The sequence below is a fragment of the Litorisediminivivens sp. KMU-197 genome (genome assembly GCF_056858395.1).
On record NZ_JBXEQG010000014.1, the window covers coordinates 39,252 to 58,037 of the forward strand.

14 protein-coding genes are annotated in these 18,786 nt (G+C 62.8%); 7 read left to right on the forward strand and 7 right to left on the reverse strand.

What is annotated here, in order from left to right; genetic code table 11:
* The 7 genes from AC04PT_RS18745 to gabT all read right to left on the reverse strand — a co-directional run bounded on the left by AC04PT_RS18745 (nt 1) and on the right by gabT (nt 8,316).
* Nucleotides 1–1,878 carry a PqiB family protein gene (locus AC04PT_RS18745; protein ID WP_482875314.1) on the reverse strand — a complete coding sequence of 626 codons (1,878 nt, stop codon included), beginning with the start codon at nt 1,876–1,878 and terminating at the stop codon, nt 1–3.
* On the reverse strand, nt 1,875–2,507 hold the full coding sequence (locus AC04PT_RS18750) for a paraquat-inducible protein A (protein ID WP_482875315.1): 633 nt from the start codon (nt 2,505–2,507) through the stop codon (nt 1,875–1,877). The genes AC04PT_RS18745 and AC04PT_RS18750 overlap by 4 nt, the downstream gene beginning before the upstream one ends.
* Complete coding sequence (locus tag AC04PT_RS18755) at nt 2,477–3,124, reverse strand: paraquat-inducible protein A (RefSeq protein WP_482875316.1); 648 nt, start codon at nt 3,122–3,124, stop codon at nt 2,477–2,479. Before AC04PT_RS18755 ends, AC04PT_RS18750 begins: the two co-directional genes overlap by 31 nt.
* Before the next feature lie 230 nt (nt 3,125–3,354).
* Nucleotides 3,355–4,833, reverse strand: a complete 1,479-nt coding sequence (locus AC04PT_RS18760) for an NAD-dependent succinate-semialdehyde dehydrogenase (protein ID WP_482875317.1) — start codon at nt 4,831–4,833, stop codon at nt 3,355–3,357.
* 28 nt (nt 4,834–4,861) lie between these two features.
* The gene (locus AC04PT_RS18765; protein ID WP_482875318.1) at nt 4,862–5,362 is read right to left on the reverse strand and encodes a carboxymuconolactone decarboxylase family protein; all 501 of its coding nucleotides are present in this window, start codon (nt 5,360–5,362) and stop codon (nt 4,862–4,864) included.
* 74 nt (nt 5,363–5,436) lie between these two features.
* The gene (locus AC04PT_RS18770; protein WP_482875319.1) at nt 5,437–6,756 is read right to left on the reverse strand and encodes an aspartate aminotransferase family protein; all 1,320 of its coding nucleotides are present in this window, start codon (nt 6,754–6,756) and stop codon (nt 5,437–5,439) included.
* A 102-nt stretch (nt 6,757–6,858) separates the two neighbouring features.
* Complete coding sequence (gene gabT / locus AC04PT_RS18775; protein ID WP_482875320.1) at nt 6,859–8,316, reverse strand: 4-aminobutyrate--2-oxoglutarate transaminase; 1,458 nt, start codon at nt 8,314–8,316, stop codon at nt 6,859–6,861.
* Nucleotides 8,317–8,494: 178 nt separating this feature from the next.
* On the opposite strand from gabT, the gene AC04PT_RS18780 reads away from it, so the two are divergent.
* The 7 genes from AC04PT_RS18780 (at nt 8,495) to AC04PT_RS18810 (ending at nt 18,782) form a co-directional block, all read left to right on the forward strand.
* The gene (locus tag AC04PT_RS18780) at nt 8,495–9,064 is read left to right on the forward strand and encodes a cupin domain-containing protein (protein WP_482875321.1); all 570 of its coding nucleotides are present in this window, start codon (nt 8,495–8,497) and stop codon (nt 9,062–9,064) included.
* A 142-nt stretch (nt 9,065–9,206) separates the two neighbouring features.
* Nucleotides 9,207–10,169: a TAXI family TRAP transporter solute-binding subunit gene (locus tag AC04PT_RS18785; RefSeq protein WP_482875322.1), complete on the forward strand. Its 963-nt coding sequence runs from the start codon at nt 9,207–9,209 to the stop codon at nt 10,167–10,169.
* 102 nt (nt 10,170–10,271) lie between these two features.
* Entirely contained in the window at nt 10,272–13,031 is a 2,760-nt protein-coding gene (locus AC04PT_RS18790) for a TRAP transporter permease (RefSeq protein ID WP_482875323.1), read from the forward strand.
* 11 nt (nt 13,032–13,042) lie between these two features.
* The gene (locus AC04PT_RS18795) at nt 13,043–13,468 is read left to right on the forward strand and encodes a universal stress protein (protein WP_482875324.1); all 426 of its coding nucleotides are present in this window, start codon (nt 13,043–13,045) and stop codon (nt 13,466–13,468) included.
* Nucleotides 13,469–13,548: 80 nt separating this feature from the next.
* The gene (locus tag AC04PT_RS18800) at nt 13,549–14,517 is read left to right on the forward strand and encodes a carbon-nitrogen hydrolase family protein (protein ID WP_482875325.1); all 969 of its coding nucleotides are present in this window, start codon (nt 13,549–13,551) and stop codon (nt 14,515–14,517) included.
* A 47-nt stretch (nt 14,518–14,564) separates the two neighbouring features.
* Nucleotides 14,565–17,327 (forward strand): aminotransferase class I/II-fold pyridoxal phosphate-dependent enzyme, encoded by a 2,763-nt coding sequence (locus AC04PT_RS18805; protein WP_482875326.1) that lies wholly within the window; start codon nt 14,565–14,567, stop codon nt 17,325–17,327.
* 3 nt (nt 17,328–17,330) lie between these two features.
* Entirely contained in the window at nt 17,331–18,782 is a 1,452-nt protein-coding gene (locus AC04PT_RS18810) for a biotin carboxylase (RefSeq protein WP_482875327.1), read from the forward strand.
* Nucleotides 18,783–18,786: the final 4 nt, after the last annotated feature.

Below are 18,786 nucleotides of genomic sequence, written 5' to 3' on the forward strand. Positions count from 1 at the left end.
TCATCGGCCTATCAGCAAGGAGTTGGGATTGCGCTGGATGGTTCGGGCGAGGCTGCGCAGCGCGTCGGCAGCCTCCGACACATCGCGCAGGGTCGTCAGTGCGCCGTTGATCAGGCGTGAACTGTCGTCGTAGCTTTGCAGGACGCCTTCGGTGCGGGTCGCTAGGGATTGCAACCGCGTCGTCAACTTGGGCAGCTCGGCGGCGGCACGTTCCACCGCATCAGCGGCGGAGGATGCAGATGCGAAGACGTTGTTCACGTTCTCGGTCGCGCCGCTGTCCTGAAAACCGGTGGCGATCTGCCGGTACGAGGCCAAGGTGTCTTCGGCGGCGTCAAGCGTGTCATTCAATTCCGGTGCCAGACCGCGAAGCTCGGCCAGTGTCTTCGTGACTTCGGGCTCAAGCCCACGAATTTCTGCCAGGGTGTCGGTCAGCTCCGGTCCTAGGCCGCGAATGTCGGCCAGCGTTGCGTTGATGCCAGGGGCGATGGCGCGCGTGTCCTCGGAGGATATGAGAGCGTTGGCCGAGTCGATCAGCCCCTGCACTGAAGCCAGTAATTCCTCGACCGGCAGGTTGTTGATGCGCTTGAAGACACCTTCGGCGGTTGCGTTCAGGTCGGCCAGGTCCGGCTCGACCGTCGGCAGCAGCGGAAGGCGATCAGGCTCTGTCACGATGGTAGCTTCTTCGGCGTCTTCGACCTGTGCCAGATCCACTACAAGCTCGCTGGACAACATGCTGGCGGTCGACAGACGTACCCGCATGCCGCCCTCGACCTGATTGCGCAAGAGGTCCATGGCCTCCTCGGCGCTCGCCTCTTCGCCCAGTCCCAGTCGGGCGGGCAAGATTGATAGCACCGCCTGCAATTGCACTACCTTTCGCGCTCCGACATCGGCGGCAATCATCGTGACATCATCGACCTCGCCAACCGGAATGCCGCCGAAGCGCACCGCCGCACCCTCGGACAGCCCGCCCACAGCGCCATCGAAGATTGCCATCACCCGCAGCCGCTCTGCCGTCGGATCGTTCAGCAGGCTGGCACGCGCGGCCTCTTCGTCGGTATAGAGCGGGAAAGTATGGTCTTCCCCGATCGCCTCGCCGCCAGCCACCAAAGTGTCGAAGCTGATGCCGCCCTGCACCAGTGAGGCCAGCGAGGAAAAGTTCAGTGATACCCCGGCCGAGTTCAACGATAGCGAAACGCCCGAGATATCCCAGAAACGGGTGTCCTCGGTCACGATCCGGTCGTAGGGCGCATTGATGAAACCGTTGATGACCACGCGGTTGTCTGTCTCAGACAGGACCGGGGCCTCGACCGCACCGACCGGGATGCCGCGATAGAGGATCGGCGCGCCTGCGACGATCGAATTGCCGTCACGCGCGGTCAGTCGGATCGCCGTGCCCTCGCCGCTGCTAACTGGCGCGCGGTCCAAACCGGTGAACCGGCTTCGCTGTGAGCCGGCCTCGGAATCCCACTGGCCCTCGATATAGACGCCAGAAAGCACCGTGTTCAGCCCGCTGATACCCTGCGCCGAGACCTCCGGCCGAACCACCCAGAATTGTGCATCATTATCGAGAAAAGCCGCCAAGGTGTTGTCGACACGGACCCCCACGATCACCTGCGACAGGTCGCGCGAAAAGCGTACGGTCTCAACCAGGCCCACGGTCACGTCACGATACCGCAATTCGGTTTTGTCCGGGGCAACCCCCGAGGCGCTTTCGAACGCGATCTCGATAAGGGCGCCGCGCTGGGCATAGCTTTGCCAGGCGATGCCCAGCGAGACGACAACCGCGATCAGCGGCACCAGCCAGACCAGCGACAGGCGCGACCGGGTCGCGCCGCGCGCCGGGCGCACGACGGGGTCGGCAGGGGTCGGTTTGGTCATTGCGGCTCCTCATCGGCGTCCCAGATCAGCTTCGGATCGAAGCTCATGGCCGCCAGCATGGTGAACGCCACCGACAACAGGAAGCTGACGGCGGCAATTCCGGGGTTGATGGTAGCGACCGAACCCAGTTGGACAAGGGCCGAGAGGATCGCCACCACGAATACGTCGATCATCGACCAGCGGCCGATGAATTCCACCACCTCGTAGAGCCGGTGCCGCTGGTGTATCTGCGCCCGCGCCGCTGGCCGCAGGCTGAGCGCCAGATAGGCGATGGCCACGAACTTGCCAACCGGGATCACGATACTTGCAAAGAAAACGATGAAGGCCACGCCATAATTGCCATAGCTCAGCAATTCGATGGCGCCGCCGACGATGGTGGCCTCGCTGCTGTCCAGCAAGGTCGACGTACGCAGCATCGGGTAGAGATTGGCTGGGATGTAGACAACAATGCCAGCGATAAGCCAGGCCCAGACCGCGTTCAGCGACCGCCGGCCGCCCGGCGCCAGCGCGCTGCCGCAGCGAAGGCATTCCGGCGCGTCAGGCGCATGCACCAGCCCGCAGGTGGGACAGCCCACCAGCCCTGCATCTCGCGCTGTGCTCAGCGCGCCTGGGTGTCCAGCGATTTCCATATCGTGTACCGGCACATGGTGGTGTCCTGAAACGTTGTTACGATGACCAGCCCGACCAGCGCGAAGAAGGCGGGGCCAAGATTGAGTGTCGCCAACCCGCCGACCTTGACCAGCGCGACGGCCACGCCGACGACGAATATCTCGGCCATCGACCAGGGGCGCAGGCGCTCGGCGATGCGGAACGCGGTGCGGGCATGGGCAAAGGGCGCACGGCCCCACATCAACGGCCAGAGCGTGTAGATCACCGCCGCCAGCCGCGTCACAGGGATCAGTACGATCAGCAGCGCCACAACCACCGCCAGCGGCAGCATCAGCCCGGATGAAAACACCATCACCGCGTCAAGGATCGAGGCCTTGTTATAAAGCCCACCGGCCGACAGGTCGATGAACGGAAAGAATATCGCCCCCACCATGAGGATGGTCGAGGTCATCGCCAGGGCGAGGACCCGCACCACCGCGTTCTCGCGCGGGGCGGCTAACACCCGCCCGCAGCGACGGCAGAGCGCCGTGGTATTGTCCGGCACGTTCGGCTCGGAATGCAACGTATCGCAGGTCGGGCAGGCATAAAGCGCCTGCTCCGTCACGGCCCCAGGCTCGTCCTGCGTCGTTTCGATCAACTGTATGCCTCCTCCAGGATGTAAGAGAGACCATCTCTGCCGCGCGAACGCTGCCAAAAAACATGTCTTACATAGTCTGCACCCCCCGCGCCGTCCACAAGAGGTCGGAGCGCAGAGGATGACTTTACGGAAACCCGGCGACAGGACTTTTCAATGCTCAAACGCGCCGGGGTTTGGGGGCTGTCCCCCAGCCTGACATCACGCGCAGGCTGGGCGAAGGTCCCTTGGCCTCACACCGAGGTGCAGATGTATTTCATCTCCATGAATTCATCCATGCCATGATGACTGCCCTCGCGGCCCAGCCCGGATTGCTTGACGCCCCCGAACGGCGCGACCTCGGTCGAGATCAGCCCGGTGTTCACACCGACCATGCCGTATTCCAGCGCTTCCTGCACCTGCGTCACACGGCTCAGGTCCTTGGCATAGAAATAGGAGGCGAGGCCGAAGATTGTGTCGTTGGCCAGTTCGATCACCTCTTCCACGGTCTCAAACTTGAACAGCGGCGCCAGCGGCCCAAAGGTCTCGTCAGTGGCAAAATCCATGTCGCGGGTGGCGCCGGTGACAATGGTCGGCTGGAAGAACGTGCCGCCCATCTCGTGCCGCGCACCGCCCGAGATCACCTCGCCGCCCTTGGACTTGGCGTCAGCGATGTGTTCCTCGACCTTTTTCACCGCATCCTCGTTGATCAGCGGCCCGAGTTGCGGCGCGCCGGTCAGCCCGTCGCCTACCTCCATCGCCTCGACCTTGGCCTTCAGCTTCTCGGCGAAGGCGTCATAGACGCCGGCCTGCACGTAAAGCCGGTTGGCGCAGACGCAGGTCTGCCCGTTGTTGCGGTATTTCGAGATCATCGCGCCCTCGACCGCCGCATCCAGATCGGCGTCGTCGAAGACGATGAATGGCGCGTTGCCACCCAGCTCCATCGAGCACTTCATCACCTGGTCGGCGGCCTGTTTCAGCAGGATGCGGCCGACCTCGGTCGAGCCGGTAAAGGTCAGCTTGCGGACCTTGGGGTTCTCACAGAATTCCTTGCCGATCTCGGACGAGCGCGACGAGGGGATGATCGACAGCACGCCCTTCGGAATGCCGGCGCGCTCGGCCAGTTCACCCAAGGCCAGCGCCGACAGCGGGGTCTCGGCGGCAGGACGGGCAACGAAGGCGCAGCCGGCGGCCAGCGCGGGCCCGACCTTGCGGGTGATCATCGCGTTGGGGAAGTTCCACGGCGTGATCGAGGCCGCGACACCGATGGGTTGCTTGATGACGGTGATGCGCTTGTCGCGCTGGTGGCCGGGAATGGTCTCGCCATAGACGCGCTTGGCCTCTTCGGCGAACCATTCGATGAAGGACGCACCGTACATAATCTCGCCCTTCGCCTCGGCGCGGGGCTTGCCCTGCTCGGCGGTCAGGATGGTGGCGAGATCGTCGGCGTGCTCCACCATCAGGTCGAACCACTTGCGCAGAACCGCCGAGCGCTCCTTGCCGGTCCACTTCGCCCATTCCTTTTGCGCGGTATAGGCGGCGTCGATGGCCTTCGCGGTCTGCGCGCGGCTCAGGTCGGCGACCTCGGCAATCGCATCACCGCGCGCCGGGTTGGTGACGGCAAAGGTGGTGCCGTCCTCGCCGTCGGTCCACTGGCCGGCAAGATAGCCTTGCGTCTTCAGCAGGGCGGTGTCGTTCAGCAGGTCTTTCAGACCGGTCACGGGTTTCAGCATTATCAACCTCTTGTTTCAGCATATGTATTCAGGTGCGGTCCGGGTCGAGGGGTTGCGCCTGCAACGCCTTGGAAATGTCGTCGTCCAGCGGCACATCGAATGAATTTAGGACCCATCCCAGCACGCAGTAGAACCCCACGGTGGCAACAAGGTCGAGCACGCCAGCCTTGCCGAAGTCTCGCTCCAGCGCCTCGGCGGATGCGAAAGACAGAGCGTTGCCATCGAACAGGTCGTCGACCGCTTTCGACACCACGGCATCCGCCGGTGTCATCGTGGCGATCGGCCCGGCCACCGCGCTGATCCGCACGTCCGACAACCCCCGCGCCCGCGCGCGCTGTACATGCTGTGCCCATTCATAGGACGACCCGAGCCGATGCCCGGTGCGCAGGATCGCGATCTCGGACGACTGCGGGCCGAGGGCCGTGCCATTGACCACGTGGTCGCGCAGCGGCGCCCAAGCGCGCAGAAGCTGCGGATGATGCGCAATGACGCGATAAACGTTCAACCCGCCGGCGAAACCCGAGCGCATATCGGATATGGCTGGCGGCCAATCGGACGGCAGAAGAGGAAGGAAGCCGGACATCGCCTCATGAGAGCCCAATTTCAGATCACCGCATCGATCGCGCCAGAGAGCTTGGTCGTAAGCTCGTCCAGTTGCTCATCCTCTATGATGAAGGGCGGCGCAAGCAAGATATGGTCGCCCTTGCGCCCATCGATGGTGCCGGACATCGGATAGCAGATCAGACCGGCCTCGAACGCTGCCTTCTTGATCTTGGCGGCGACGCCTTTGGCCGGATCGAAGGGCTCCTTGCTGGCGCGGTCGGCGACCAGTTCGATGCCGCGGAACAGCCCGCGCCCGCGCAGGTCGCCCACGTGCGGGTGCTGGCCAAAGACCTCGTCCAGCTTCGCCGCCAGCTTGTCGCCCTGAACCTGAACCCGCGTCACCAGGTCCCGGTCGAGAATCGCGCTGACAACTGCATGGCCGCAGGCCGCAGCGGTGGGGTGACCGATGTAGGTGTGACCATGCTGAAAAAACCCGCTGCCAGCTTCGATGGCCTTGTATATCTCGGCGGTACAAAGCATCGCGCCTATGGGCTGATAGCCCGCGCCCAGGCCTTTGGCGATGCAGAGGATGTCGGGTGCGACACCGTCTTGTTCGCAGGCGAACAGGCTGCCGGTCCGGCCCATGCCGCACATCACCTCGTCAAGGATCAGCAGGATGCCGTATTGATCGCAAATCTCGCGAATGCGTTTGAAGTAACCCGGGGCAGGGGGCAGGGCGCCGGCCGTCGCTCCGACCACCGGCTCGGCCATGAAGGCCATGACGGTCTCGGGGCCGACACGCAGCAACTCGTCCTCGAGCGCCTGGGCGGCGCGAAGGCCATATTCCTCGGGCGTTTCGTCCGCGCGGCGAAGGCGATAGTCATAGCAAGGGTCAATGTGGCTGACGTCCAGCAGCAAAGGGCCGAACTGGGCTCGGCGCCATTCGTTGCCACCGGCCGACAGTGCGCCGATGGTATTGCCGTGGTAGCTCTGCTTGCGGGCGATGAGACGGCCGCGCTTCGGTTCGCCCTTTTCGACCCAGTATTGACGGGCCAGCTTGATCGCGGCCTCGGTGGCCTCCGAACCACCCGAGACCAGATATACCCGGTCTATATCACCCGGGGCATGTTTCACCAGCAGGTCTGCCAACGCCTCCGCGGGTTTCGAAGTCAAGAAACCTGTGTGGGCATAGGCCAGCGTGTCGACCTGATCCTTGATCGCCTTGCGAACCGCATCGTCCGAATGCCCGAGGCAGGACACCGCAGCCCCGCCTGAGGCGTCCAGATAGCTTTTGCCGGAGCTATCGATCAAATAACAGCCATCGCCCCCAACCGCGACGGGCGGTTGCGAGCGGCAGTGGCGCGGAAATATGTGCGACATTGGGGGATCTCCTGCATCAGGGACGGCAGCGACGCGAACCAGTTTAGGTGGCGGACGGCAGAAGAGCAAAGGGCGCGGAGAATACCCCGCGCCCGTTTTGTCTTATTCAGCGGCGAGACGCTGCTCGTCGGCCACAGCGTCGGCCAGCGCGGCTTCGAAGATCGCCATGCCTTCGTCGATGATCGCGTCCGATGCCGTGATCGGCACCATTATCCGCACCGCGTTGCCGTGCATGCCGCAGGCCAGCAGGATCAGCCCGCGTTTCATCGCGTGGCCGATCACCGACTTGGTGAAGGTCGCATCCGGGGTGGCCGTGTCGAAGTCGGTCACGAACTCGACTGCCAGCATCGCGCCGAGGCCGCGGATGTCCCACATGCGGAACGGAGTCACACGGGCGCCCATGTCGGCGAAGCGGGTGCGCATGGTTTCACCAATGGCGCTGGAGCGGGCCAGCAGGCCCTCCGCCTCAATGGCTTCGATCGCCGCCAGCGCTGCGGCACAAGCCACCGGATTGCCGCCATAGGTGCCGCCCAGCCCGCCGGGCGCGAGCGAATCCATCACCTCGGCGCGGCCGATCACGCCAGCCACCGGATAACCGCCGGCCATCGATTTGGCGCAGGTGATGAGGTCAGGTGCGACGCCGGAATGCTCGATGGCGAACCAGGTGCCGGTGCGGGCAAAACCGGCTTGGATTTCGTCGGAGATCAAAAGGATGCCGTGCTTGTCGCAGATGGCGCGGAGCGCCTGAAACATCTCGGCCGGGACAGGGTGATAGCCGCCCTCGCCGAGCACGGGCTCGAGGATGATGGCGGCGACGCGGTCAGGCTGCGCGTCGGTCAGGAACAGCATCTCCAGCGCTTTCAGGCTGTCTTCGACGGTGATGCCCTGGCGGGCGTCAGGGAAGGGCGCGCGGAATATGTCGGACGGGAAGGGGCCGACGTCCTTCTTGTAGGGGCTGATCTTGCCGGTCATGCCCAGCGTCAGCAGGGTGCGGCCATGATAGGAGCCGTTGAAGCAGATCACGCCGGGGCGGCCGGTATGGGCGCGGGCGATCTTGACGGCGTTTTCCACCGCCTCGGCGCCGGTGGTGACCAGCAGGGTCTTCTTGGCGAAGTCGCCCGGGGCCAGTTCGTTCAGCTTCTCGGCCAGCGCCACATAGGGCTCGTAGGGGACGACCTGAAACGAGGTGTGGGTGTAGCGATCTTCCTGCGCCTTCGCGGCGGCAACCACGCCAGCATGGCGATGTCCGGTGTTCAGAACCGCGATGCCACCGGCGAAGTCGATGAAGCGATTGCCTTCAACGTCCCAAAGCTCGGCGTTTTCGGCATAGGATGCAAAAATCGGCGCGGCAGAGGCAACCCCGCGCGGCACGGCAGCTTCGCGCCGGGCCAGCAGGTCGGCGTTGGAGCCTGTGGCGGCAACGCCGACGGTTTCCAGCGCGCTGGTCGTGACCTTCTCGGCCTGCGACGGTTTGGCGCCGGACTTCGACGCCGGTTTTGCGGCAGTCTTGGCTTTGGCGGTGCGGGTCCGCGGCTTCGCGGGCTTCTTGGTGGCAGTCATGACGGGTCTCCCCAGAACGGTTTGGCGTGATAAATATGTTTATCGCATGTCTAGTTTAGTTGTCAATTTCCGCGTTTCTGAGAAATAATACGTTTGAAATCAATCGCCTGAATTCCCCTTGACGAAGGCCTGCGCGGCCTGACAACTTTAATTGACGGGTCAGGACGGAGAATCGCGAATGGATATCGGCAGTCGGCTCAGGGCGATACGGGAAGCGCAGGGCATGTCCCAACGCGATCTGGCCGCACGGGCAGGGCTGACCAGCGCCGCGATCTCGCTGATCGAGCAAAACAAGTCGAGCCCCTCTGTCGCTTCCCTGAAAAGCCTTGTCGACGCGATCCCCATGACCATGTCGCAGTTCTTTTCCGAGGTCGAAGCCGAGGGCGTTCCGAAGTATTTCTACACGGCCGACGAGCTGGTCGAGCTGTCGCCACAGGACATGGGTATGGGTGACGGCGCCAGCCGGGTGTCGCTGCGGCAGGTGGGCAATGCCTCGCGCCATTCCTTGCAAATGCTGCACGAGGTCTATCCGCCGGGCGCCGATACCGGCCCAGACATGCTGACGCACGAGGGCGAAGAGGCCGGCGTGGTGATCGAGGGCATCATCGAGATCACCGTCGGCGATCATATCCGGGTGCTCAACCCCGGCGACAGTTACCTCTTCGACAGCCGCATTCCGCACCGCTTCCGCAACCTTGGCGGCGAGAGGTGCGTCATAGTCAGTGCCTGCACGCCGCCGACCTTTTAGGCGGGGCGCAATCGCAGGTCCTGAAAATCAAGTGTTTTGTTGTCGCAGCTCCGGTGGAGTTGCGCAACGGTGACAACCTGTTAACGTAAAAACCGGCAGCGCTTTGCCGCATGTAAGAACCAAGCGCAAGAAAGGGAGACAAATGAACAAGTTAACTAAGGTGGCACTTGCCGCGACTCTATCGGTATCAGCATCGGTTGCCTCCGCGCAGGAACGTTTCATCACCATCGGCACCGGCGGTCAGACCGGCGTTTACTTCGTGGTCGGCCAGTCGATCTGCCGTCTGGTGAATCGCGGGACCTCGGAGCACAACCTCAAGTGCACCGCGCCTTCGACCGGTGGTTCGATTGCCAATATCAACGCCATCAAGGCCGGGGACATGGACATGGGCGTGGCCCAGTCCGACTGGCAGTATCACGCCTTCAACGGCTCATCGCAGTTCGAAGGCGACGCCTTCGAGAATCTGCGTGCGGTATTCTCGGTTCACCCCGAGCCATTCACCGTCGTGGCCCGTGCCGACAGCGAGATTTCCAATTTCGATGATCTGTTCGGCAAGCGCGTCAACATCGGCAACCCCGGCTCCGGCCAGCGGGGTACGATGGAAGTGGTGCTGAACGCCATGGGCAAGTCGACCGAAGACTTCGCGCTGGCCTCGGAACTCAAGCCGGCCGAGCAGTCGGCGGCGCTGGGTGACAACAAGGTCGACGCCATCGTCTATACCGTCGGCCACCCCAACGGCTCGATTCAGGAAGCGACCTCGACCGTCGACGCCAAGCTGGTGAACGTGACGGGCGATGCGATCGACAAACTGGTCGATGAGAACCCCTATTACGCCAAGGCGACCATTCCCGGCGGGCTCTACAAGGGCAACGACGAAGACGTCGAAACCTTTGGTGTCCGTGCGACCTTTGTGACCTCGGCGGACGTGCCGGACGATGTGGTCTACACTGTCGTGAAGGCCGTGTTCGACAACTTCGATCGCTTCAAGGGGCTGCACCCGGCGTTCGAGAACCTTGCGGAAGAGGACATGATCTCGGCCGGTCTCTCAGCGCCGCTGCATCCAGGCGCCGAGCAATACTACAAGGAGCGCGGTTGGATCGAATGATCCGCGCAGCCTTCTGACAAACGCGCCTCCGCCTGCAATGCGGGGGTGCCTCCTCCCTGACGGGGCGGGCTCGGAACCGTCCTACAGTAAATGGGTGACCTCATGACAGACGACAGGAACCAGTTCGAAGCGGCCGCGGTCGAGAACACGGCGGCAGGTCATGGGGGGCTCAGTCAGGCCGAACTGGACGAGCTCGTCGCCTCGTCCGATACCGGGGGGCGGTCGCCATCTGCCGCCATATCGCGCCTGATAATGATCACAGCTATCGTCTGGTCGCTGTTTCAACTCTGGATCGCCAGCCCTTTGCCCTTCATTATAAACTGGGGCGTTTTCAATGACACCGAGGCGCGGTCCTTCCATTTGGCTTTCGCCCTGTTTCTTGCCTATGCCGCTTATCCGTCGGCAAGGACGACCGTGCAGATGGTGCTGGCCATCGGTGTGCCCATCCTGCTTTGCGCTCTGTTCATCTACGGCGCCAAGGACGACACGCCAATCTGGTGGATACCCCTGATAGGGATCGCCATCGTAGCCGCCATCTTGTTGGGCTCGCCCAAGGACAGGGTGCCGCCATGGGAGTGGGCGCTGGCCATCATCGGAGCGCTGTCATCGCTCTATCTCTATGTCTACTACGACCAGATCGCCACGCGGGTCGGCGCCCCGATCCTGCAGGACTTCGTGGTCGCGGTAATCGGCCTGCTGATTCTGCTCGAGGCCACGCGCCGGGCGCTTGGACCCGCGCTGATGATCGTGTCCACCGTGTTCTTGGCCTATACCTTCCTCGGCCCGCTTATGCCGTCCATCATTGCGCACAAGGGCAATTCGCTTTCGGAAGTCGTGAACCACCAGTGGATCACCACCGAAGGCGTCTTCGGCATCGCGTTGGGCGTCTCGACCTCGTTCGTGTTCCTGTTCGTGCTGTTCGGCTCGCTTCTGGATAAGGCGGGCGCGGGCAACTACTTCATCCAGGTCGCGTTTTCGCTGATGGGCCACATGCGCGGCGGACCGGCGAAGGCGGCTGTCGTGAGCTCGGCGATGACCGGGCTGATCTCGGGCTCATCCATTGCCAACGTGGTGACGACAGGGACATTCACCATTCCGCTGATGAAACGGGTGGGCTTCAGTTCAGAGAAATCCGGCGCGGTCGAGGTGGCGAGTTCCGTCAACGGCCAGATCATGCCGCCGGTGATGGGCGCCGCGGCCTTCCTGATGGTGGAATATGTCGGCATTCCCTATTTCGACGTGGTGAAACACGCCTTCGTGCCGGCGGTGATTTCCTACATCGCGCTGGTCTATATCGTCCATCTCGAGGCGATGAAGGCCAACCTTCAGGGCCTGCCGCGCGCCTATGAGCCGAAACCGCTGGTGGCCTGGCTGCTGTCGCTTGCCTTCACCATCGCGGTGATCTGCGCGCTGAGCTTCGCGGTTTACTACGGTATGGGCTGGATCCGCCCTGCCTTTCCTGAAACCGCCGGCTACATCATCTTCGTGCTGCTGGTGGCGGTCTACGTGGGCTTGCTCTGGGTCTCGTCGAAAGAGAAGCGCTTGAAAATGGAGGATCCCAACGCGCCGGTCACCAAGCTGCCGCTGCCGGGGCCGACCATCCGGTCGGGCCTGCACTTCTTGCTGCCGGTGGTGGTGCTGGTCTGGGCGCTGATGGTGGACCGCCTGTCGCCCGGCCTGTCAGCCTTCTGGGCGGCGGCCTTCATGATCTTCATCCTCGTGACGCAACGTCCGATCGAGGCGATGTTCCGTGGCGAAGGCGACTTCGGCGGCGCGATCAAGCGCGGCGTCGGCGAGCTGATCGAGGGCTTGGAAGCGGGCGCCCGCAACATGATCGGCATCGGCATCGCCACGGCGACGGCAGGCATCATCGTGGGATCGGTCAGCCAGACCGGCGTGGGCTCGGCGCTGGCGGATGTGGTCGAGGTATTGTCAGGTGGCAATATCATGGCGATCCTCGTGCTGACGGCGATCCTGTCGCTGATCCTCGGGATGGGTCTGCCGACTACGGCCAACTACATCGTTGTCTCGGCGCTGCTTGCGCCGGTGATCGTGACGCTGGGCCAGCAGAACGGGCTGATCGTGCCGCTGATCGCGGTGCACCTCTTCGTGTTCTACTTCGGGATCATGGCCGACGTGACGCCACCGGTCGGCCTGGCCAGTTTCGCGGCCGCCGCCGTGTCGGGTGGTGACCCAATCAGAACCGGGGTGGTGGCATTCTTCTACAGCCTGCGCACGGCGGCCTTGCCGTTTCTCTTCATTTTCAACACCGATCTCTTGTTGATCGAGGTGACGTGGCTTCAGGGCATATTCGTCTTCATAACCGCAACCATAGCGATGCTGCTCTTCGCCGCGGCGACGCAGGGCTGGTTCCTGGCACGCAACAAGATCTGGGAAACGGTGCTGCTGCTGCTGATCGCCTTTTCGCTGTTCCGGCCCGGGTTCTGGATGGACATGGTGGTCGACCCGTTCGAGAACGTGCCGCCGGCGCAGATCGAACAGGCCATGGCCGACACGCCGGTCGGCGAAGATGTCCGCCTGACCATCTCGGGCCTTAACGCGGTGGGCGACCCGGTGACGTTCACCGCGCTCCTGCCAGTGCCTGCGGGCGAGACCGGAGAAGAGCGGATGGCGGCTGCGGGGCTTGAGATCATAACAGGCGACGATGTTATCATCGACAACGTGGCCTTCGGGTCCCCGGCGGCGGAAGCCGGTCTCGATTGGGATCAGACCATCGACGCGGTGCAGGTGCCTGCCCAACAGCCTTCGAAATACTGGATGTTCATCCCGGCGCTCTTGCTGCTGGCTCTGGTGGTGGTCCTGCAACGCCGCCGGGCCGAGCCAGAGCCGGTAACGGCCTGAGGAGAAACCAGATGTTCGACAACGTCCTGCTGCCCATCGACCTCAATCACCCTTCTTCGTGGTCCAAGGCTCTGCCGATTGCGCAAAAACTCTGCGGCAATAATGGTACGCTGCATGTGCTCGGTATCGTGCATGACCTTGGCGCGGCCTATGTCTCGACCTATCTGCCAGCAGACTTCGAGACGAAGGCGCTCCAAAAGATGAAGGACGATCTGGACACGTTCATCGAAGACAACCTGCCCGGAGACGCCAAGGCAGTGGCCCATGTCGGCCATGGTCACGTCGCCGAGCATATCCTCTCCGCCGCGCGGGATGTGGATGCCGACGTGATCGTCGTCGCCTCGCACCCGCCCGACGAATTCATGACCCTGCTCGTGGGGTCGAACGCCGACCGCGTGGTGCGCCATGCGGACCGGCCGGTCATGGTGGTGCGCTGATGCAATGTGTGCCGCTTTACAGATAACAAGAGGGCGGCGGCCGATCAGAGCAGTGCCCCGCCTCAGGAGATACCCGTAAGATGACTCCCTTTGCGATTGCCGGCATCCAGATGCACGTGGGCGCGCTTCATTCGAACGTCGAAGGCATGCGCCAACGGATCGACGTGGTGATGGCGCGGTTTCCCTGGACCCAGATGGTGATGTTTTCCGAACTGGCGCCGTTCGGTCCGCTGGACCGTTTCGCGCAGCCGTTCCCCAACGACACGCTGTCGCAGTTTCAGGACGACGCCCGCCGTCACGGCATCTGGCTGATACCCGGCTCGATGTTCGAAAAGATGCCGGACGGCCGGATCTTCAACACCTCGGTGGTGATCAACCCCGAGGGCGAGATCGTCAAGAAATACTCCAAGATGTTCCCGTTCCGCCCCTACGAGGCCGGGATCAGCGCAGGCACCGAATTCTGCGTCTTCGACATTCCGGACGTCGGCCGTTTCGGCCTGTCGATCTGCTATGACATCTGGTTCCCGGAAACCACGCGCCAGCTGACCTCGCAGGGCGTCGAGGTGCTGTTGCACCCGGTCCTGACAGGCACCACCGATCGCGACGCCGAGCTTGCCATCGCGCGGGCCACCGCGGCGCAGTTCCAGTGCTACGTCTTCGACGTCAACGGTCTGGGCTCCGGCGGGGTAGGGCGGTCGCTTGTGGTCGATCCCTCGGCCACGGTGCTGCACCAGTCGGCAGGGCAGGAGGACATGTTTCCGATCGAGATCGACCTCGATCAGGTCCGCCGCCAACGCGAGACCGGGATGAAGGGCCTGGGTCAGGTGCTCAAAAGCTTCCGTGACCGCGAGGCCAACTTCAGCGTCTACGACCGCGCCAGCGGCACCGACGCTTATCTCAACACCTTGGGCCCGCTCGAGATCCCACGCAAAGGCACCGCGCGCGGGCTTGCGGCCGCCGATCCGCGGACCACACTCGGCCCGGTCGACGAACCCGGTGTGCCGCCGCACAACTTCGCTGTGTTTCACGGCAAGACGGGGGCCGATTAGACAACAATAAGGGCTGGCAATTAGCCGGCCCATGCAAGGAGGGCGACGTGAGCGCGCAATCTTCGGACGGAAAACTGCCATCGATCCGCGACTATTACAGCGCAACCCAGTTGCGCGCGGACAGGTGGAGCGCCCTGCGGGAAGCCGCGGAAGGATTGCATAGATTTGGCGCGGAGGGGGCGAAGGGCAAGAAGCTCATCGCCACGGCGGACGCCCTCTTCGAGGTGCTGGAGCCAATTGAACGCTATTGGGCCTTTCCCGGCGGTCATGCCTTCGAAATGCTTCGGCGCATGCTCCATCACGGCAATGTCGAAGACCTCTCGACCGCCGTGCGCCGCATCGCCCGTGCCCTGACCTCGGGTGCTTATCGGCGGCGGACCATTCCGCTGCACGCCGAGGATACTGACAACGAGGACTTCGAAGACGAATCCGCACTTTCGCCCGAGGCCCGCGCGCTGGGGCGGCCCTATTTCGAGGTTCTGATCGTCGACGACGTGAGCGAGCAACAGGACCGTTTCCTGCGCCAGAGCCTGCAACGGATGCGCCGGTCTGAGGATCCGTTCATCTACGAGCCGGTGGTGGTGCCATCGCTCGAAGATGCGCTGATCGGAATCTTGTTCAACTACAACGTCCAGGCGGTGGTGATCCGCCCCGGTCTCAGCCTGAAATCGCGGCTCGAGTTGCCGATCCTCAGCCAGTATCTGAGCCGGGTGAACAACGCCGAGGGCATGGACGAGATCCAGCCGCATGAATACGGGCCGGAAGCCTGCCGCCTGATCGAGAAGATCCGCCCCGAACTGGACGCCTACCTTGTCACCGACCGCTCGGCCGAAGACATCGCCGGGCTGGATTTGGGCCGCTGCCGGCGGGTGTTCTACAATCAGGAAGACTTCCTCGAGCTGCACCTGAACATCCTGCGCGGCGTCAGCGCGCGCTACAAATCGCCGTTCTTCACCGCACTCAAGGAGTATTCCCGCCAGCCCACAGGCGTGTTTCATGCGATGCCGATCAGCCGGGGCAAGTCGATCACGCGGTCGCACTGGATTCAGGACATGGGCGCCTTCTATGGCCCCAACATTTTCCTCGCCGAGACATCGGCTACCTCTGGCGGGCTGGATTCGCTTCTGGAGCCGCGCGGTCCTATCAAGGAAGCGCAGGACATGGCGGCACGGGCCTTCGGGTCCAAGCACACGTTCTTTGCCACCAACGGCACCTCGACCTGCAACAAGATCGTGGTGCAATCGGTGGTGCGGCCCGGCGACATCGTGCTGGTCGACCGCGACTGCCACAAGTCGCACCACTACGGCATGGTGCTGGCCGGTGCCAACGTGGTCTACATGGACAGCTATCCGCTGCACCAGTTCTCGATGTATGGCGCGGTGCCGCTGCGCGAGATCAAGCACCACCTGCTGAGGCTCAAGGCCGCCGGTCAGTTGGACCGGGTGCGCATGGTGCTTCTGACCAACTGCACCTTCGACGGGCTGGTCTACAACGTGCAGCGGGTGATGGAGGAATGCCTGGCCATCAAGAAAGACCTGATCTTCCTGTGGGACGAGGCCTGGTTCGCCTTTGCGCGCTTCAACCCGACCTATCGCCAGCGCACAGCCATGGGCGTCGCCAACCAGCTACGCGAGACCCTGCGCACGCCGGCGACAGCCGAAGCATGGGAACGCCAGCAGGAAGAGCTAAAGGACGCCGACGAAGAGACCTGGCTGGACACCCGGCTGGTGCCGCCGCCCGACGCGCGTGTGCGGGCCTACGCCACGCAATCGACGCACAAGACGCTGACCTCGCTCAGGCAGGGGTCGATGATCCACGTCAACGATCAGGACTTCAAGGGCGAAGTCGAACAAGCCTTCCATGAGGCCTATATGACCCACACCTCGACCAGCCCGAACTACCAGATCATCGCCTCGCTCGATGTGGGCCGCAGGCAGGTCGAGCTTGAGGGCTACGAGTTCGTGCAGCGGCAGGTCGAAAGCGCGATGTCGATCCGTCGTGCCATCGGCACGCATCCCTTGCTGAAGAAATACTTCCGCGTGCTCAGCGCCCGCGACATGATCCCCGAAGCCTATCGCGAAAGCGGGATGGAGACGTATTACGATCCCGATCACGGCTGGGTCGATCAGTGGACGGTCTGGAACCTCGACGAATTCGTGCTCGACCCCACGCGTATCACGCTTGCGGTCGGTGGAACCGGGTGGGACGGGGACACCTTCAAGACCAAGATCCTGATGGACAAATACGGCATCCAGATCAACAAGACCTCGCGCAATACCGTGCTGTTCATGACCAACATCGGCACCACGCGGTCGTCAGTGGCCTACCTGATCGAGGTGCTGGTCGAGATCGCCAACGAACTGGACGACCTGCTCGACGACGCCTCTAAAATGGAGAAACGCAGCTTCGAGAACCGCGTCTCCGCACTGATCGAGCATGTCCCGCCGCTGCCGGATTTCAGCCGCTTCCACGATGCGTTCCGCCGGTGTGCCGAAACGCCCGAGGGCGACATCCGCTCGGCCTTTTTCCTCGCCTATGACGAGGACAACTGCGATTACCTGCCGATCGACGCGCAGCTCATCAAGAGATTGTCGGATGGGGACGAACTGGTCTCGGCCGGGTTCATCATTCCCTATCCGCCGGGCTTTCCGATCCTTGTGCCGGGACAGGTGATCAGCCCCGAGATCATGACCTTCATGCAGGCGCTGGACGTCAGCGAAATCCATGGCTTCCGCCCCGATCTGGGCCTGCGGGTATTCACGCCGGAAGCGCTTGCCAACCTGACAGAAAAATCCAACGGAGAGGGATGACAGATGCCGAAAAAGACGTTGAAGAACATTTCCGAGATCCGGCGCCATTTCCACACCAATGCGGACCCGATCTATTTTGTCTCGGCCACCAACTTCAACCTGCTGGGGCTGGATGAATGGGTGAAGAATTTCAAGTACATCTGCTACATGGATTGCTTCGACGGCCGCCATCCCAACGTGCTGGTGCCTTCGGAAGTGCCGCATGACGAATTTGAGTCGATCGAGGACATCAACAACTACCTGCTCCAGCACAAGGAGGTCATCGACTACGTCAAGGCACGCGGCGGCAAGCCCAAGTTTGTGTTCCTTATGTTTGACGAGAAGACCGAAGAGCTGGTCAAGGAGCTGGGCGGCGAAGTCTGGTTCCCCAAGGCCAAGCTGCGCACCAACATGGACAACAAGATCGAGACCGTGCGCATCGGCAACAAGGCCGGCGTGCCCTCAGTGCCCAACACCCTGTCCGAGGTGAAGGACTACGCCCACCTGCTCGAGATCTGCGAAAAGGCCGGGCTTGGCCATGATCTGGTGCTGCAGTCGGCCTTCGGCGACTCCGGCCACACCACGTTCTTCATCAAGTCCGAAGCCGATTTCCGCAAGCATGAAAGCGAGATCGTCGGCGAGGGCGAGATCAAGATCATGAAGCGGATCGATTGCCGCGGGTCCGCCATCGAGGCCTGCGCCACCAAGCAGGGCACCATCGTCGGGCCGCTGATGACCGAACTGGTGGGCTTCAAGGAACTGACCCCCTATCGCGGTGGCTGGTGCGGAAACGAGATATTTTCGACTGCCTTTCCGCCCAAGACCCGTCAGAAGGCCCGCGAGCTGACCTTCAAGTTCGGCGAACAGCTGCGGAAAGAGGGCTATCGCGGGTATTTCGAACTGGACTTCCTGATCGACAAGAAGACCGGCGACATCTGGCTGGGCGAGTTGAACCCCCGCATTACCGGGGCCTCTTCGATGACGAACCATGCGGCCTTTGCCCATGCCGACGCGCCACTGTTCCTGTTTCACCTGCTTGAATTCTCGAAAAAGCCTTTCAAGCTGGACGTCAGCGAGCTCAACGACCGCTGGGCCGACCCCGACATGATCGACAGCTGGAGCCAGATGGTCATCAAGCACACCGAGGACAGCGTCGACATCATCACCCAGGCGCCGCAGTCGGGCATCTACAGGATGGACGCCGACGGCAACGTGCATTACGACCGGTTCGACTATCACCGCCGCGCAGTCGAGACCGAGGACGAGGCGTTCTTCCTGCGGATTTCGAACGCCGGCGATTATCGCTATGAAGGCGCGGACCTGGGCATCTTGGTGACGCGCGGGCGGTCGATGACCAAGAATTTCCAGCTGACCGCACGGTCGAAGAAGTGGATCGATGGCATCAAGAACGCCTATGCCGCCCGTCCGTTGCCGTCGGCTCAGGCCTTGCAGGATCCCGCGTTCAAGATCATGTAGAGCG

Coding starts and splice junctions, on each gene's coding strand:
- gabT (WP_482875320.1), bottom strand. CDS start 8,316: ATGACTGCCACCAAGAAGCCCGCGAAGCCGCGGACCCGCACCGCCAAA.
- AC04PT_RS18765 (WP_482875318.1), bottom strand. CDS start 5,362: ATGCGCTCGGGTTTCGCCGGCGGGTTGAACGTTTATCGCGTCATTGCG.
- AC04PT_RS18800 (WP_482875325.1), top strand. CDS start 13,549: ATGACTCCCTTTGCGATTGCCGGCATCCAGATGCACGTGGGCGCGCTT.
- AC04PT_RS18785 (WP_482875322.1), top strand. CDS start 9,207: ATGAACAAGTTAACTAAGGTGGCACTTGCCGCGACTCTATCGGTATCA.
- AC04PT_RS18810 (WP_482875327.1), top strand. CDS start 17,331: ATGCCGAAAAAGACGTTGAAGAACATTTCCGAGATCCGGCGCCATTTC.
- AC04PT_RS18750 (WP_482875315.1), bottom strand. CDS start 2,507: ATGGAAATCGCTGGACACCCAGGCGCGCTGAGCACAGCGCGAGATGCA.
- AC04PT_RS18760 (WP_482875317.1), bottom strand. CDS start 4,833: ATGCTGAAACCCGTGACCGGTCTGAAAGACCTGCTGAACGACACCGCC.
- AC04PT_RS18795 (WP_482875324.1), top strand. CDS start 13,043: ATGTTCGACAACGTCCTGCTGCCCATCGACCTCAATCACCCTTCTTCG.
- AC04PT_RS18770 (WP_482875319.1), bottom strand. CDS start 6,756: ATGTCGCACATATTTCCGCGCCACTGCCGCTCGCAACCGCCCGTCGCG.
- AC04PT_RS18745 (WP_482875314.1), bottom strand. CDS start 1,878: ATGACCAAACCGACCCCTGCCGACCCCGTCGTGCGCCCGGCGCGCGGC.
- AC04PT_RS18790 (WP_482875323.1), top strand. CDS start 10,272: ATGACAGACGACAGGAACCAGTTCGAAGCGGCCGCGGTCGAGAACACG.
- AC04PT_RS18780 (WP_482875321.1), top strand. CDS start 8,495: ATGGATATCGGCAGTCGGCTCAGGGCGATACGGGAAGCGCAGGGCATG.